The 17,409-nt window shown below is 56.4% G+C and carries 12 protein-coding genes; 4 read left to right on the top strand and 8 right to left on the bottom strand.

The annotated features are described in order from the left end of the window. Positions 1-54: 54 nt before the first annotated feature. The 5 genes from J2I47_RS18560 to J2I47_RS18540 all read right to left on the bottom strand — a co-directional run bounded on the left by J2I47_RS18560 (position 55) and on the right by J2I47_RS18540 (position 6,900). Complete coding sequence (locus J2I47_RS18560) at positions 55-567, bottom strand: DinB family protein (RefSeq protein WP_207366102.1); 513 nt, start codon at positions 565-567, stop codon at positions 55-57. Between the two features lie 106 nt (positions 568-673). Further along, positions 674-4,354 carry a PAS domain S-box protein gene (locus J2I47_RS18555; protein ID WP_207366101.1) on the bottom strand — a complete coding sequence of 1,227 codons (3,681 nt, stop codon included), beginning with the start codon at positions 4,352-4,354 and terminating at the stop codon, positions 674-676. 112 nt (positions 4,355-4,466) lie between these two features. Further along, the gene (locus J2I47_RS18550) at positions 4,467-4,841 is read right to left on the bottom strand and encodes an MGMT family protein (RefSeq protein WP_207366100.1); all 375 of its coding nucleotides are present in this window, start codon (positions 4,839-4,841) and stop codon (positions 4,467-4,469) included. A gap of 71 nt (positions 4,842-4,912) precedes the next feature. Next, on the bottom strand, positions 4,913-6,193 hold the full coding sequence (locus J2I47_RS18545; RefSeq protein ID WP_207366099.1) for a lytic transglycosylase domain-containing protein: 1,281 nt from the start codon (positions 6,191-6,193) through the stop codon (positions 4,913-4,915). 95 nt (positions 6,194-6,288) lie between these two features. Beyond that, positions 6,289-6,900 carry a DUF6134 family protein gene (locus tag J2I47_RS18540; protein ID WP_229374751.1) on the bottom strand — a complete coding sequence of 204 codons (612 nt, stop codon included), beginning with the start codon at positions 6,898-6,900 and terminating at the stop codon, positions 6,289-6,291. 188 nt (positions 6,901-7,088) lie between these two features. Between J2I47_RS18540 and J2I47_RS18535 the strand changes: the two genes are divergently transcribed. The 4 genes from J2I47_RS18535 (at position 7,089) to J2I47_RS18520 (ending at position 12,898) form a co-directional block, all read left to right on the top strand. Beyond that, positions 7,089-9,092: a fibronectin type III domain-containing protein gene (locus J2I47_RS18535; protein WP_207366098.1), complete on the top strand. Its 2,004-nt coding sequence runs from the start codon at positions 7,089-7,091 to the stop codon at positions 9,090-9,092. 65 nt (positions 9,093-9,157) lie between these two features. After that, the gene (locus J2I47_RS18530) at positions 9,158-10,621 is read left to right on the top strand and encodes an APC family permease (RefSeq protein WP_207366097.1); all 1,464 of its coding nucleotides are present in this window, start codon (positions 9,158-9,160) and stop codon (positions 10,619-10,621) included. A 214-nt stretch (positions 10,622-10,835) separates the two neighbouring features. Continuing rightward, complete coding sequence (locus tag J2I47_RS18525) at positions 10,836-11,468, top strand: TMEM175 family protein (protein ID WP_207366096.1); 633 nt, start codon at positions 10,836-10,838, stop codon at positions 11,466-11,468. Between the two features lie 89 nt (positions 11,469-11,557). Then, positions 11,558-12,898, top strand: a complete 1,341-nt coding sequence (locus J2I47_RS18520) for a M23 family metallopeptidase (RefSeq protein WP_207366095.1) — start codon at positions 11,558-11,560, stop codon at positions 12,896-12,898. Between the two features lie 23 nt (positions 12,899-12,921). On the opposite strand, the gene J2I47_RS18515 is transcribed toward J2I47_RS18520, so the two are convergent. The 3 genes from J2I47_RS18515 to J2I47_RS18505 all read right to left on the bottom strand — a co-directional run bounded on the left by J2I47_RS18515 (position 12,922) and on the right by J2I47_RS18505 (position 17,406). Continuing rightward, positions 12,922-13,188: a hypothetical protein gene (locus tag J2I47_RS18515; protein ID WP_207366094.1), complete on the bottom strand. Its 267-nt coding sequence runs from the start codon at positions 13,186-13,188 to the stop codon at positions 12,922-12,924. Positions 13,189-13,303: 115 nt separating this feature from the next. Then, positions 13,304-13,885, bottom strand: coding sequence for a DUF4136 domain-containing protein (locus J2I47_RS18510; protein ID WP_207366093.1), 582 nt, complete (start codon positions 13,883-13,885; stop codon positions 13,304-13,306). 428 nt (positions 13,886-14,313) lie between these two features. After that, positions 14,314-17,406, bottom strand: coding sequence for a sialidase family protein (locus J2I47_RS18505; protein ID WP_207366092.1), 3,093 nt, complete (start codon positions 17,404-17,406; stop codon positions 14,314-14,316). Positions 17,407-17,409 lie beyond the last annotated feature (3 nt).

Genomic DNA, 17,409 nt, shown 5'->3' with positions numbered 1-17,409 from the left:
ACCACGGACTTCAGTCCGTATGAGTTTTCCTTACGGACCGAAGTCCGTGGTACCTTACCTACTATACCGTTCCCGAACCACGTTGGCGTGGTGTATCGGGTGGCCAACGAGCACAAACCCCAACGCCAGCACCGATAAGTCACGACCAGCACAGATGCTCGTTCCCTGCAACATCTCGTCGTCGAAACTGCGGTACATAGCCAGCGTGGCCTGCCGAACGGCTTCAAATTCGGCATACAGATCGGTAATGGTCCGACGCGAGGCACGGGCCGACCGGGCAAAATCATCTTCCTCAAAACCGGGCAGCGGCGTACTGTCAGCGCGGGCAAAGCGCAGGGCACGGTAGGCCATAATACGCTCGGTATCAATCAGATGCTGCACAATGTCTTTGGCCGTCCATTTGCCCGGCGCATAAACATAATCGCCTAGATCGGTCATCAGCGCGGCGGGCAAAACGCTTTCCAGCGACGCTTGTTGACTCAGCGCGTCAATAATGTCAATAGCCGGTGCCAGATTAACGTACCGGTCGAAGTAGGCGGGCATAACCGCGATGTCTGATTTGTTCACGCTGTGATTTACGATGTACGAATGACGATTTACGATTTTTGCTGACGCGTCTGTAACTATGCGTCAGCAAAAATCGTAAATCGTCATTCGTACATCGTAAATCATATCACGGTCTTGGCGTGGCCATGAATTCGTCGAAAGCAGCTTTTAGGGCGTCGAGTTCCTGCGCTAACTGACTGGTATCCTGCACTTTCAGTTTCCCTTCGGCCTCGCGGGCAATGCGGGCCAGCCGGGCCACGCCTACGGTGCCCGCGCTGCCTTTCAGGGTGTGCAGATGGCTTTTTACCGTGGCAATATCCCCCGCGGCAAAGGCCCTGAGCGACTCCTGCACCAGTTCGGTAGCCTCCGTCACGAAATCATCGAATACGCTCTCCACCAGTTCAGCCCCGCCAATGTCGCGAAGTTGCTCCAGTATGTCGAGGTCGATCACAGGTACGTCGGCGTAAGGACGTAGAGCCCGCACCGGCGGACCGGCAACATCTTGCGGCTCAGGCGCTGCGGTCTGCTGTACGTCAGCATCCCTCGCAGGCAATTGCTGACGTGTCTGAGCCGCAAGATGTTGCCGGTCCTCCGGTGCGGGCTCTACAATCTTCACCAACTCGCTCACTTTGGCAATGAGGCCCTGGGCGCGGATGGGTTTGGCAATGTAGTCGTCGAGGCCCTGGCTAAGGAAGCGCTCGCGGTCTTCGCGCATGGAGTAGGCGGTCATGGCCACAATTTTGGGTAGCCGTTTGCCATACTGTTCACGCAGGTGTTTGGTGGCCTCCACGCCGTCCATGTCGGGCATCTGGATGTCCATGAAAATCACGTCGAAGGGGGTGCCATCGGGGGCGTAGCTGTCTGTAACTTTCTCGATAGCTTCGGGACCGCTGGCAGCGTTGGTGACCACACATCCCGCTTTTCGCAGAATTTCACTGGCCACTTTGCGGTTCACCACGTTGTCATCAACCAGCAGCACAATGGGCTTGTAGTCCGTGAAAAAGTCCGTCACTTTCATGTCGGCGGCTGCTTCGGCGGGGCTTTGCGTAGGGCTGATGGCCGTTTCTTTTACTTCCACCGTAAACCAGAACGTGCTGCCCATGCCCACCGTCGACTCTACACCCACCTCCCCTTTCATCAGGCTGGCCAGTTCTTTCGAGATCGACAAGCCCAGGCCCGTGCCACCAAACGTTTTGCGCGACGAGGTGTCGACCTGACTAAACGAGTTGAACAGCAGCCCGATGTTTTCGGGCGAAATACCGATGCCCGAATCCTTCACCTCAACTTTGATGCGGTTGAATTTCCCCCGCTTGCTCACCAGCGACGCGGCTACCTCAACAGTACCGTTTTCGGTGAATTTCAGGGCATTAGATGTCAGGTTCGATAGAATCTGGAGCAGGCGTGTCTGGTCGGCAATCACAAACTGGGGCAGGTCGGGACCGAGGGTATAAAACAGCCGGTTGCCTTTGGCGTTGGCCTGCTGCCCAAACAAGGCAATCAGTTTCTCAAACACTTCGCCCAGGGCTACCGGTGCTTCGTGCAGAACCATTTTGCCCGCCTCAATTTTCGAGAGGTCAAGAATGTCGTTCAGGATATTCAGCAGCGTCTCCGACGACCGGCGAATGGTGCGGACGTAGTCGCGCTGCTCGTCGTTGAGCACCGTGTCGTTGAGCAGGTCGACCATGCCAATTACGCCGTTCATGGGTGTGCGGATTTCGTGACTCATGTTGGCCAGAAAACGCTCTTTCACCTTCAATGACCGCTCTGCTTCATCTTTGGCTTTCACCAGTTCCGCCGACTGCCGCTTGAGTTCAGTGATGTCGCGGGCCAGGGCGGCAATGACCGAGTAGCGACCATCTTCGTCTTTCAGCAGCAGCATGTTGAACATAAACTGCCGTTCGGTACCATCTTTTCGGCGGAGCGTGGCCTCGAAATTCCGCAGTGACCGCGTGCGAACAAGTTTGAACAGTGCCCGCCGAATCACGCTGGGGTCCACAAAATACTGAAGCGCATCTTGCCCCAACACTTCGTCGGGCGTGTAGCCGCTGCGTTTAAACACCGACGGACTAATCATGGTGATGCGGCCCTGCCGGTCGGCACGGACGTAGATGTCCTGGAGGTTTTCGAATATGCCCCGGAATTTTTCCTCCGAACGTTCAATGTTCATCTGCGCACCCTTCCGCGTGGTGATGTCGCGCGCAATACCCGACACCTCTTCGATAACACCGCCCGTCAGCAGGATGGGGTTCAGGTGCAGTTCAAGCCAAGTTTCTTTGCCATTCAGTTCAAACCGCATCTCAAAATTCTGCGGTTGCCCCCGAAACGCCAGCCGGTACCGGTCGTCGAGCAGCCGCTGGTTTTCGTCGCCAACGGCCCGCCAGCCCTGTTTTTCGGCGCTGACATGCAGCCGGGGCGTATCGCCGGTCATCTGCTGAATGAGCCTGTCGTAGTTTTTATTGAACGAGGTAAGCTGCAATGCTTTGTTCACCGACCAGATCAGGTACGTGCTACTATCAAAAATAGCATTGAGTCGGGCGGTCTGCTTGTTCAGCGCCGCCTCAGCCTGCTTGCGGGCAATGGCCAGGGCCACCTGTCCCGAAATAAATTCGAGCAGTTCAAGATCGCGCGGACCATACAGGCTGGCATCGTCGTAGGATTTCACGCCGATGATACCCGTAATTTCATCGCCAATGCGCAGCGGGGCCGTGAGCATAACCTTGGGCTGCTGCTGCCCGTAGAGGTCAATTTGGTGCTCGTCGGCAAGCCTCAGAATGTCGGTGTCGTAGAGAAACAGCGGCTTGTTGGCGTTGATCGTGTACTCTGTCAGGCCGCTGCCAAGGCGTTTTTTGGTGAACCGTACACTACCCTGAAACGACTCGTCTACATAATACGGGAAGGTGAGGTAGCGTTTGCTTTGGTCGTAAAGGGCGATAAAGAAGTTACTGGCGTCGATGATGTTGCCCAGTTCACGGTGTACGCGCTGGTAGAAATCGTCGAGGTTAGGCGTGTTCAGCGTCCAGCTGGCAATGCTGTAATACAGTCGCTGGGCCTTTTCGGCGCGTATTTTTTGGGTAATGTCGCGCAGGATGCAGCGAAACGCCGTGGGTTTGCCCTGGTCATAACGACAGTTGACGCTGCCCGACAAAAACAGCGTGCGGCCATCGCGGCTCCGGAAAACGGTCTCAAATGATGGGTTGGGCTCGCCTTCCTGCACACGCTGCAACCGGTCGATGGTGCTCTTCACGTAGTCGGGGTGGAGCACATCGCGGAGGGTAAGCTGCGCAATCTGATCGGCGCTGTAGCCCAGCAGATCGCGCCAGGCTTTGTTCACAAAGATGAACTTCCCGTCGAGGGTGATGAGTTGAATCAGGTCGCTCGTATTGTCGACCAGATCCTGAAGTTGTGCGTTGGTGTTGCTCAACGCCGACGCCACCCGCCGCTTGTTGGTCAGGTCTTCGCCAATGATTGTAAACGCGTCGGGCCGCCCCCCTACCCCGTTCGGGATAAACGAGTTAATATGCACGTTTCGCGTAGACCCGCTTCGGGTAAGTAGCTGAATTTCACGCGATTCCGGAAATCCGCCGCGTTGCAGTGCTTCCCGGAAGAGTGCTTCCAGCACGGGCCGGTCGTCGGGCAGTACGAGTACGTCGAAAAAATTCCGGCCAATCACCTCGTCCATCGACCAGGCCGTGACGCGAAGGGTATAGGGGTTCACATACGATACCGACCCGTCATGCTCAACGGTAAGACCGATCAGATTCAACTGATCTACAGTATGGCGAACGTCGAAAGGTTGGGTAGTGGTCATAGTCAGGGAATTTACGATGGACGACTTACGATGTACGATTGCTTGCTTTCGCCAGAGTAGTCATGCTCTGGCGAAAGCAAGCAATCGTACATCGTAAGTCGTCCATCGTAAATCAGTTCAGTTCTACAGAAGGGTCCCAAAGAAGCTCTTTAAAGCGGACCACCTGATCGTTCTCTATGCGGATGCCCTCGGCTTCGAGCAATTCCTGCATACGGGTGGGTGAGCCAAAGAAATTTTTGCCCGACAAAATGCCAAGCCGGTTGATGACCCGGTGCGCGGGTACGTCGGTATGCGTGTGGCTGCTGCTCATGGCCCAGCCTACCATACGCGCCCCGGCCCGTAAGCTCAGGTACTGCGCAATGGCTCCGTAGGTAGTCACGCGCCCCACGGGTATTTGCCGCACCACGGCATATACGTCCTCAAAATAATCGCGGGGCGGGTCAGCCACCAAGCCATCGGCAGTAGTGATCTTGCGTTTATCGGCCATACGTTAAAGGTACAAAAAAGGCGCAGCACCCGGAAGTGCTACGCCCATGATACAAGGCAACAACCAGTCTGTTACAGTTTCTCCCAGGTTAGCTGCCAGCCTGACGCCACGGCATCGCGCATGGGCATGGGCACACCACGTTGGCGGCTTTTCTCAACGGCCACCAGCTTTAGCGGCAGCGTTTCGCGCGTTTGCGACGACACCACCCGGTCGGCACGGAGGTAAACCCGGCCCGAGTTGGGTTCAATGAGTTCAACATAGGCATACACCAGATCACCAACCGACAGCGTCTGTCCGTCGAACTCCTGCGCGTTAACTACTTCAAAAACAAACTGTTGCCCTTCCGTAACACGCTCATTGGTTAAATTACGCGTACGTACCGACGGCCAGTGGTGGGCCGCAGGCGGGGCCGCTTCAGCAACCGGTCTGGGCGCGGTTGCCGCTGTTGTTGCCACAGGCCGGACGTCGGTCAAACGAACCTCGGCAGGGCGGCTGGCGGCGGGCGTTTCGGGGGTCAACATAACAACGGCCTTGGCAGGCAGAAAAGCAGCCGTAGTGGTTTCGGCTACCTGTTCGTCTGCCTCGGGGTGAGGTTGCTCAATAGCCGCCAGGATCGTTTGCCGCTCGGCGGGGGTTACCACACCTACACGCTGGCTTAGCGCCAGCACCGCCCGGCTGGTGAGCAGATCGGCATAATGTTCCGGGCGGGACAATAATTCCTTGTAGGCAATAGCCTGGTAAACATAGGCTTGTGTTTCGGCTTTGGCGAAGGGCAGCATCAGCGGATGTTCTGTCGGAAACTGCTTGGCTAGTTGGGCAATGTAAGTTGGCCCGGCGTTGTAGGCCGAAGCGGCCAGCATCCATGACCCCGTCTGGCGGTACAATTCCCAGAGGTATTGGCAGGCGGCATGCGTGGCTTTCACCAGATTATAGCGCTCATCGTTACGGCGGCGGGTGCTCAGGCCCAGTTTGCGGGCGGTCTGTGGCATCAGTTGCCAGATTCCGGCGGCACCCTTCCGCGACAGCGCATGCTCGTTCAGTTCGCTCTCGACCAGAGCGAGGTATTTCATGTCTTTTGGAACGGCGTATTGGGCCAGAATAGGCTCGATAATAGGAAAAATAACGGCGGCCTGCTTCTGAATCTCCAGCAGATCGTCGGCGTAGCGGGCACGGCGGCTAAGGGTCTTCTGCCAGCGCTGGGCTACCGTGGGCAGATACTGAGGCAGTTGTTCACCGCAAAAGCGCAGGTCATCATCGGTGGCAAAGGTTTGGGCGTTGGATAGCGGTTGCGCCATCGCGGCGGGACCTGCCAACAGGCCAAAGCCTGCCCTGAAGAGTAAGAGGTGTTTCATTTATGGATCGCCTAAGAGGCTTATTAGGTTTCGCACTGGTGGGTTTCCCCGGCTGCTGTTTCACCATTCCTCTTGTCGCGCTCCTCATCCTCGGCTTAGTCCAGCGGGCGTATCACAAAATTCTTCAGGGCGTTTTTCTTAATCACTTTCACCAAACGGCCCTTTTCGTAAATATACTCATCCTCCCGGTCGTCCAGTCTGGCTTTATAGTCGGACCGAAGCGCGGAAGTAAGATTAAAATAATCACCAAAATACTCAGCATAGACCCGCTGTTTGCCAGTGGGTTCGCTAAAGTACAACATCGTAACGGTATAATCAATCTTTCGTGGTTCTGTACTCTTACGGGTGTATTTATACTGATTAGCTTCGATGTCGTAATGATCGCCCTTCCAGACAGTACGTGAAGCATAGTTGCCCTTATTGGTTTGCGCATCAACGGTGGCATTGATCATTTGCCCCTGCCGAAACAGGCTTACGACCTTGTAATACACCTTCACTTTATAGATCAGGAAGTTAACCCGCACGTCGCTGATTTGCGTATAGATCACCTCATTACCTGGCATTAGCTGACGCGTCACTGTCATACTACCAATACGGGCACCGGCTATATCTATGGCAAACCGACGTGTCTCGATGGGGCGCTGCTGCGCAGACAGGGGTTGTTGACCAAGCAACCAGAATAAAGTCAGAACTGATAACTGCGGCATAATGGGGGGAAAGCGGCTAGTGAAACCAAAGAACAACTACGTTGGCCGGGTGCTCTATTCCCATAAATACGGCAGTAACAAATACATAGATTGGCCGGTGCATGCCTACCGTGTTCGCTATTTTAGTAGCTTCATCGTCCGTGTTTCACCTAAGTTACTACCTCATGATCAATGGTTTACGCTACCGTATGCTTGTGCTATCTGCACTTATATGGCCATTTCTGTGTGTAACGACCTACGGGAAAAACACCCTGGCCTGCACCACGCCATCCATTTATACGGCCTATCCGTCGGTGAATTCCGCTCAGCTAGCCTGGGATAATGTAGGCAGTCCCGCTTATCAGCTCGACTGGCGGATAACAGGCGCTGCTACCTGGCCTAACTCCCTGACAATCAATAATAACTCTTACGAGCTAACCGGATTAAATGCCACCACATCCTACGAGGTTCGGGTGAGGGCGCTCTGCGCCGATGGTAGCCAGTCGGCTTATTCGACCATTGCCGGTTTCACTACGCTGGCCTGCCAACTCCCGTACGATCTGCGCGAACCGACCATCGGCCCCACTACCGCCGACCTCGCCTGGAATAAACCCTACCCGGTCAGTACGGTGTTGCACTGGCGACAGGCAGGCACGGCAACATGGCCCAACTCGCTCTCACTACCCGCCAACGGCGGTTCGAGCTACGGCTACAGCCTAACGGGGTTAACCACCGGCGTGGCCTACGAATGGCGCATCAAAGCTATTTGTTCACCCGCCGATGAGTCGGCGTTTACCAGTCCCCGCCTGTTTGTAGCCCAGTGTTCACCTCCGGGTCTGATCTATGGTTCAGACGTCAGTGCAACGGCCGCTACCGTTTACTGGGCCGACATTCAACCGTATAGCTACAGCATTCGATGGCGGGTGGCGGGTAGCAACGCAGCATGGACTGAAGGGCCTGCTATAACGGGTAATTTCTATACCATCACGGGGCTGGTCAACGCCACCACTTATGAATGGCAGGTACGTATGATTTGCAGCGGCACACCCAGTGGCTGGTCGGCGGTAAACAATTTTACCACGCAGTGCTCGTCTACCTACATCTATGGCATCACGCCCGCCGCCACGTCGGTTCTGTTCAACGTGGCTACCCGGCCTGCGGTCCTATACCGGATCGAGTACCGGACCGCAGGCAGTGCCACCTGGCCCAATTCCTTTACCACGGCCGAGTCGACGGCATTGACCATTACGGGGTTGACGCCCAACACAACCTACGAAGCCCGTAGTACGGTGTTATGTGCCGATGGCAGCGAAACGCCACCTCCTTACACCAGTACATTCACCACCCTGCCGGCTGCCGACCTCTCGCTGGCGATGGCGGTGAACAAGCGAACACCACGGGTCAACGAGGCCGTTGTTTTTTCAGTTACCGTGAAAAACAGCGGACCGCAAGTAGCCGACAATATAGTAGCCCAAAGCCTGTTACCACCCAACATGACTTTTCTGGGTAGTGCGCAGGGGGGCGTTTCGAGCAATGGCGGAGCAGTGAACATAGCCGTGGGTACGGTACCGGTAGCGGGGTCGGCCACGTTCTCATTCAGTGCTCAGGTTACGACTCCGGGCATATACCGTACTGCTGCCCAGATTACCGAGTCGAGCCAGAATGATCCCGACAGCTACCTTAACTCCGGCACTGCCGACGGCGATGACGACGCTGCCACGGTTGATCTGCGAACCAAAGAGACGGGAAATTCGGTCTACGTTTCGCCTAATCCAATCTTCCGCATTCTGCCGCCTGTGCAACTTAACCAACCCGCGCCCGGTGCCAGTGAGGCCGATTTGAGCCTTGGTCTGCAAACTGATCTTCGATCACCCACATCAGGGGCGGCAATTAACCTGTCGGTAGTGGTGGCTAACCGGGGGGCGCTGGGGGCCACAGGCGTGGTGGTGCAACTGACCCTGCCCGCGGGCTGGCAACTGGCTGCTGGCAGTGGTTTCACGCAGGTAGGACAGACCGTTACCCTCCCGGCTGTTGCGGTGGCCCTAAACCAACTGACCATAACGACAGTGCCCCTTGTAGTAGCAGGCGCGGGTGAGCAGCTCCTCCGCGCCCTTATCACCGCCGCTAACCAGCCCGACCTCGATTCGTCGCACAGCAACGCCTTTGGCCTCGGCGAAGACGATGAAGCGAGTGTGGGCGTACGGGTGCGGTAGGGAGTGGGCAGTGCCACTCTTTCCTTATCTTGCAAGGCACTTCTCTGGCTACTACCTATCCTTTTATGTCGCAACCGACTGATACGACACCTATTTCTACCGATTTTAACCGTTCGCTGAGTCTGCTCGACTCCACACTCATTGTCTCCGGATCCATGATTGGGTCGGGGGTGTTTATTGTCACGGCGGGGATGGCCCGTAATCTCGGCTCGTCGGGGTGGTTGCTTATGTTGTGGGTGCTTACGGGCGTGCTCACCGTGGCAGCGGCACTCAGCTACGGTGAACTGGCGGGGATGATGCCCAAAGCCGGCGGCCAATACATCTACATCCAGCGCGCCTACGGGCACCTGACAGGTTTCGTTTACGGCTGGACCGTTTTCACCGTTATCCAAACGGGTACCATTGCCGCCGTGGCCGTGGCGTTCACTAAGTTCTCGGCGGTGTTCATGCCCGCTCTCGGTCCCGAAAACGTGTTGCTGGCGCTGGGGCCGGTCAAGATTACACTGGGGTCGCTCTATGCCATCAGTAGTCTGGTGCTGCTCACCTGGCTCAACAGTCGGGGGGTGCAAAGCGGGAAGCTGATTCAGAACGTGTTTACCTCGGCCAAACTCATTGCGCTGCTGGGGCTGATTGTGGTGGGCATTTCCCTGGGGCTCAGCAGCGGCCTGCTCTCGGCCAACCTCACCAACGCCTGGGCCGCGTCGACCACGTCGGCCACGGGCGAGGTGCTGCCCCTGGCGGGTTTCGCCCTGCTGCTGGCCTTTGGCACCTCCATGGTGGGGTCGCTGTTTTCGGCTGATGCCTGGAACAACGTAACCTTCATCGCGGGCGAAATCAAAAATCCGCGTCGCAACATTCCGCTGGCCCTGTTTTTTGGCACGCTCATCGTAACCACCATCTACTTTCTGGCCAACCTGTCGTATTTGTCTTTGCTGCCGCTGAAAGGCCTGCCCACCGCTACCGACATTGTGGGCCGGGGTATTCAGTTTGCCACCGCCGACCGGGTAGCCACCGCCGCCGTGTCGACCATTTTCGGCAACATTGGCGTGGCTATTATGGCCGTACTCATTATGGTATCCACGTTTGGGTGCAACAACGGGCTGATTCTGGCGGGGGCACGGCTCTACTACGCCATGGCTAAAGACGGGCTATTCATCAGGCAGGCTTCGCACCTGAACGAAAACGCCGTGCCGGGCCGGGCGCTCTGGCTGCAATGCATTTGGGCATCCCTGCTTTGTCTGTCAGGTACCTACGGCGACCTGCTGGACTACTGCACGTTTACTTCGCTTTGCTTCTATATCGTCACCATCGGCGGGTTGTTTATCCTGCGCCGCAAGGAACCCAACGCCGAACGCCCCTACCGTGCGTTTGGCTACCCACTGGTTCCGGCCATCTACATGCTGGCGGGCACGGCCATCTGCCTTATCCTGCTCTATAACCCCACCACCCGCTTCAACACCGGCATGGGTCTCCTGATTGCCGGGCTGGGCGTGCCGGTGTATTACTGGACGAAACGGAAACAAGAATAGACCGCTGATAACATAGATTGGGCTGATTTACACGAATTTTTTTGGACAGGATTTCAGGATTAGCAGGATCCACAGGGTTTTGATTGTTCTACAACAAATCAGTGGGGCAAATGCGAAATCCTGTCAATCTTGAAATCCTGATAATCCTGTCCAAAAAAATTCGTGTAAATCAGCCCAATCTGCGCCATCAGCGGTCTATTCTTGTTTCTCCAACATGAACAACACCTTTCAGGAAAACGAGACTGTGCGGATGGAGGCCTTCAGCGATGGGGTCTTCGCCATTGATATCACGCTGCTGACGTTCGAGTTGAAAGCACCGCGCCATCCTGAGGGCGACTATGGCAATATGCAGTTGTTGCATGCTCTCTTTAAACAATGGCCCGCCTACATTGCCTTCGGGTTGAGCTTCGCCACCATCTTCATTATCTGGGTCAACCACCACCGGATGTATAACGTGATTCGGCGGAGCGACAGCCGGTTTATGTATTATAACGGGCTGCACCTGCTATTGGTGAGCACTATCCCGTTTACGACCTCACTCATGTCCAACTACATTGCCACCGAGGCCATGACGCTGGCGGGGTTCGTCTACATGTTTCTGTTTGCGGGCATCTGCGCGTCGCTCTACCTGATGTGGGCACATGCCACCAAAGATTATTACCTGCTGAAACGCCCCGCCGCCGACGTGAAAGTACAAACCGTACGAATGGGTCTGGTAATCAGTATCATCACCTATGTGGTGGCGGCGCTGTCATCGTTGCTGTCGCCCTATCTCAGCCTGCTCATTGGGTTCGGCATGGTCGTCTATCTCTCCCGCCTGAAATACCACCGCGAACGGGTCGTTTAAGCAATGGACGTTGGATGCTGGACACTGGATGTTGGACTTCTAAGAACACCGTCCAACGTCCAGCGTCTGACGTCCAACGTCTACCTCCTATGAAAACACAACTAACCTACCTGAGCTTGCTGGCGCTGCTGGCAGCCTGCACGGGCAGTGGTCCCGGCAGCAGCTTGTTTCGCACCCCATCAGCCCACGAACGCTACGAACAGTCGCTGAAAACGGCGCAGCTTGACCACACAGCCCTGGGGCTGGATTGGGCCAGAGCCGCTCAACGCGCCCTCCGCGACTCACTCACCATCAGCGTGCCCTATCGCGAAAGCGGCTACTTCAGCGCCGGTCAGCCCCTGGCCGTGGGCTACCGGATGGCGGGCGTTCGGGGCGACAAGTTCACCATTCGGGTCAGCGTGCAGGGGCGCGAACCGGTGCGGGTGTTTGTGGACGTGTTTGCGCTGGAAGGGAATAGGACCAGCCCCGTCGCGTCGGCCAAAACAGATACTACCAACGCACCCGCCGAACTGGTCTGGGAACCCCGCCGTACGCAGACGTACCTTATCCGCGTGCAGCCCGAACTACTCCGGTCGGGTCGTTATACCCTGGCCATCACCCGCGATCCGGTGTTGCAGTTTCCGGTGCAGGGACGCAGCAGCAAGCAAATCAGCAGCTATTTTGGCGTACCCCGCGATGGGGGCCGTCGCCGGCACGAGGGCATCGACATTTTTGCGCCCAAGGGCACCCCGGCCATTGCCTCGGTAGCCGGGGTTATTTCGCGGGTTGGCCAGAACGAGCTGGGCGGCAACGTTGTTTTCCTGACCGACAATGACCGGGAGCAGCGGCTCTATTACGCTCATTTAGACCGCTTCAATGTCGCTACCGGGCAGCGTGTGAACCCTGGCGACACGATCGGTTTTGTGGGCAACACCGGCAACGCCCGCACTACCGGTCCACACTTACACTTTGGTGTATATACGTATGCCGATGGGGCCGTTGATCCCCTACCCTACGTGCGGTTGGGTCGTGGTCCAGCCCAGCAGGAACTGATTAACCCGGCTCTGCTCGGCGATTCAGTACGGATCAGCGCCGGCAAGGCATCACTCCGGCTGGCCCCCGGCAGCGACACACCCGCCCTGCGTGAGTTGGCCCGTCAGCAGCCACTTACCATTCTGGGCGGCACTGCCAACTGGCTGCGGGTGGGGCTGCCTACGGGGCAGACAGGCTATGTGGCCCGTGAGACTGTTGAGGTGCTGGCTAAACCACTCCGCACAGATCAGCTACCCGCCGCCATGCCCCTGCTGGACGAAGCCCACCCCCGCGCGGCGGTAATACAGACCTTACCGGCAGGTAGTTCCGTAGCGGTGTTGGGGCAGGTACCTAATTTTTGGCTTATCAGAACAACCGCCGGCCAAACCGGCTGGCTCTTACGGCCAGGGGTAAATTAATACCGCTGCCTACTGCCACTAGTCTACTCCCAGCCCCTTGTCAGTGGAAGCGCTTTGCGTGCGCTGTCATGTGATTTTTTGACCGTGAGGCAATCCTCCAGTTTTTGGCTTAGCCGTTGTACCTGCCCGTCGGCGGTGGCCACGTGGCGGCGGAGGTCATTTATCTCGTCGTTGTAATGGGCCACGCGGCGGCTGTTTACCCATAGCAAAGCCGACACGCTCACTGTTAATAGCCCACAGGCTGCTAACAGCGCCAGTACCGTCGTTTTCTGTATCGTTGATGGTATCACTACAAATGCTTGCCCTGCTCCGGCAGTAGTATCACAAATGGGTTTGAACAGAAACAAAAAAGCCCCTTATCTATAGACTAGATAAGGGGCCAAAAGTTACCAAAATATAACTGACTTATCGGGTAGAAGCACCGTAGTCTTGTCCGGCACTCTGCGGAAAGTTTTTCATGATGCTTACCACCGTTTCGCGGAAAGCCATGTCGCGGTTACGCTCGTTTTTCTTGGTGTTTAACTGGCCTGTTGCCCAGCCCTGCCAAACAATGTTGTTGGTGCGGGAATCGTAGATGTTCACCACCACGCGGTTTTCTTCGTATTGACGCGAATAGACCTGGTTGCCGTAGCCGCCGTAGCCCCAGCCACCCCAACCCCAGGGGCTACCCATGTTGTTGGACTGAATTTGCTGACGGTCTTTCGAATCCGTAAAAAAGCGCACGATCAGGTCAGCACCGATGTCTTCGGTAGGCTTGTAGCCCAGCCCCTGCAACGACTGGTCGAGGGCTTCGGCAATACGGCGCTGATTGAGGTTACTGCCCACAATGGGGTCAGCATTACGCTGCCGGTCAGCTTCAATCCGGTAGGTGCTAAACTGCCGAACGTTCACTTTGGGGTCGTAGTCATACTTTACTGTAATGGCGGGCGCACAAGATGCGATGGTCCCCGCCACAAACAAACCGGCAATTATGTGCTTGAGATTCATAGATGAGTTGTGTTAAGAAGTAGTCGGTCGGCCATACAAAACAGCTGGTGCTCAGCAGGCTAACACGTAATTAACGGTACGCCAATGGTCGCTATTGTGTGGCACTTACATAACCAAAATCAGCCTGCTGCGGTTCATTTTTTACCGGGCCTATCACACAGTTTCTGCCAAAATAAGTCCCTAATAATCAATGCGTTGAGTTAACTATCGAGCCTACTGAAAGAGCAGAATCATTCCGAAATTATAATCTGATTTTTAAGAGAGCAGGCTTACATTCAAAGCTTCTCGCTGTAGGCTTCGCTAGTCGTGCCTGACAGGCTCAGGGTGTTTTTTTGTTATCCCGACGAGAGGAGGGATCTACTTTCCTGTCTCACGATATGCCTGAAGGAGAGTAGATCCCTCCTCTCGTCGGGATGACAAAAAATTCCCTACCCATCTGATTTCTTATACTCGTCGAACGAACGGAGCGAAATTTCGGGAAGTTTGTCTTTTGTCAGGCGGTCGGTGAAGGCTTTATACCGCGTGGTTTTGATACGTTCAAACGTAGCCAGCGCTGCTTTCAACTGGTCGTCGAGCACCGTCACGTTGGCCAGCTGCGCCCCCGACGGGCGACCGTAGTACCCCGCAATCTGACCATAGATCGTACCGATTTTTTCGCGCAACTGCGGTTCGGCGGTACCCACATAATTATCGCCTTTCAGCACCACCAGCTTCTCTTTCAGCGCCGTTAGTTCTTTCACCAACGGGTCGGTGAGCTTTTTGTAGGTAGGTGTTTTGGTCAGTTGTTCATCGGCGGCTTTCTGCATGGCGTTGATCTGATCAACCAGGTAGCCCAGTTGCTCGGTCATGGCATACAGCCGCGTAACGGTTTCGTATTGAGCCTGTTGATCAGCCACCGAATGCATGCTGGTAGGGTCAGGCAGGAGCGTGATGGGCGTTTCGTAGGTGTTGGTGCCCTGTGTTAGTCTCGCCGTATAGGTACCCGCTGGCAGGCGCGGACCGGTGAACCCGGCAAACGAAAGGGTTTTACCCGTAGCTACCTTGGGCGGCTTCAGGCGGTAGCTCCACTCCACAATGTTGATACCCTTCGCTTTGCCCGGCGTGATATCGCCTACTTTTTTGCCCGACGCGTCCATGATCTCCATCGTCATTTTGCCAAACGTTTGCCGCTTTTTGAGGTAGTACACAATCTTGGCCGACCGGCTGGGGTTCTCGCCCGTAAATTCGCCCGCGTCGCCACCTTCCGAGAAACCGCCCTCGTCGCGCATGGCAGTGGGGCGCGTTTTCAGGAATGCCGCGTCTTTCGTCAGCAAGTCATTTGTCACCTGCCGCAACGGGCTGATATCGTCGATGATGATGAGGCCACGTCCGTGCGTAGCCAGCACCAGGTCGTGCTCGTCGGGGTGAATGGCGATGTACATGACCGCCACCGGGGGCATATTATTCGTGAACGCCGACCAGTTTTGCCCACCGTCTACCGTCACGTACAGTCCCTGCTCGGTACCCAGAAACAACAGGTTCGGGTTCACCAGATCTTCTTTGATGTGCCGCGCAAAACCCTTGATATCAGGGGTAGTAATGCTTGTCCAGGTCTTACCCAGATCGGTGGTTTTGTAGACGTAGGTGGCCATATCGCCCGACGAATGGCCCTCAAAAGCCACGTAGCAGGTGTTTTTGTCGAAACGGCTGGGTTCTACATGGTAAGCCCAGGTGTTTTTAGGCAGGTTCGGCACCGTGCCCACTACATTACTCCAGTTCTTGCCGCCGTCGGTGGTTACCTGCACGTTGCCATCGTCGGTACCCACCCAGATCAGGTTCTCGTCCAATGATGATTCGGCCACGCTGAACACCGTGCAGTGGTTTTCGGCTCCGGAGTTATCGGCGCTCAGGCCGCCCGACCCCTCCTGTTGCTGTTTGGCGGGGTTGTTGGTGGTCAGATCCGGCGAAATCTTGGTCCAGGTCTCACCCATATCATCGGACCGGTGCAGGAACTGGCTGCCCACATAAAGCCGGTCGGGCTTGTTGGGGCTAATTTGCAGGGCCGTATTCCAGTTGAACCGCAGTTTGGGGTCGGTAGCGCTGGCGTAAGGCTTCACAATTTTGCTCTGCCGCCGCTCGGTATCATAGCGCCAGATGTATTCGGCCCCCTGCATTTCGGAATACAGGATGTTGGCCTTGGTAGGGTGCCTGTATACCCGGAAGCCGTCTCCCGCCCCGACGCAGTGCCAGTCGCGGTTTTCGATACCACCGGGGCTTTCCGACGGGCCGTACCACGACTGATTATCCTGCAACCCGCAGTACACTTTATAGGGCTTGCTGTTGTCTACGCTCACCTGATACGCCTGCGAAACGGGCAGCCCTTTCACCATCTCAAACACACTACCGCCGTCGTAAGACCGGTACACGCCCCCGTCGGTAGCCGCGAAAATGATGTTGGAGTTCTGGTTGTCGAAGTGGAAATCGTGGACATCGGAGTGCATACTACCCAGCGTGGTAAACGTTTTGCCCCCGTCGCGGCTGATCGACCCGCTCAGACCACCTTTCAGCAGAATATCGGGATTGCGCGGGTCGACCACAATGCGCGAGAAATAAAAAGGCCGCACGGTTAGCTCAAAATCGCCGTTGGTGCGCTGCCACGAGGCACCGGCGTTTTCGGAGCGGTACAGCCCCTTGCCCTCGGCTGTCTCCGATTCGATCACCGCATACAGCCGGTTTGGCACCGACGGGGCCACCGTAATGGCAATCCGGCCCAGCTTACCCGTGGGGAAACCCGTGTGAATTTTGGCCCAGGTCTTGCCCGCATCGCTTGATTTGTATAGCCCACTCTGGTTCCCGCCCGAATTAAACGACCAGGCTGTGCGCCGAAACTCCCAGAAGGCAGCGTAGAGCACGTTGGGGTCTTTGGGATCCATGGCCAGATCAGAACAGCCGGTGTTGTCATCCACAAACAGGATTTTCTCCCACGACTTGCCGCCGTCGGTAGTTTTAAACACCCCCCGCTCGGCGCTTGGGCCCCAGAGGGCACCCATCGCCCCTACATAAACGGTGTTGGTATTGGTCGGGTCGATTTTCACCGCGCTGATCCGCTCCGATTTGGTCAGGCCCATGTTGGTCCAGTTCTGTCCTCCGTCTACGGTCTTGTACACGCCATCGCCCACCGACACGCTGTTGCGCGTCCAGCATTCGCCGGTGCCGGCCCACACCACCTGATCGGGTTGGTTGGGATCGACCGCCACGGCCCCGATAGACTGGCTGTTTTTATCGAAAACGGGCTTGTAGGTCACACCGCCGTCGGTGGTTTTCCAGACGCCGCCACCGGCCGTGCCCACGTAGAGCACGCGCCCGTCGGTGGGGTGGCCTTCCAGGTCGGCAATGCGGCCACTAGTGATGGCCGGGCCAATGTGCCGCGCGCGCAACGAGCCAAATAACTCGTTGCCTTTCAGTGGAACAGCGGTTTGAGCATGGGTGCCGGTACTGACTATCAGCAGGGCCAGCAGCGAAAGGTAGTGGCGTGTTTTCATGCC

The organism is Fibrella rubiginis (assembly GCF_017353185.1).
Taxonomy (GTDB): domain Bacteria; phylum Bacteroidota; class Bacteroidia; order Cytophagales; family Spirosomataceae; genus Fibrella; species Fibrella rubiginis.
The sequence above is the reverse complement of the archived record's forward strand: the minus strand, read 5'-3'. Positions and strand labels throughout refer to the sequence as shown.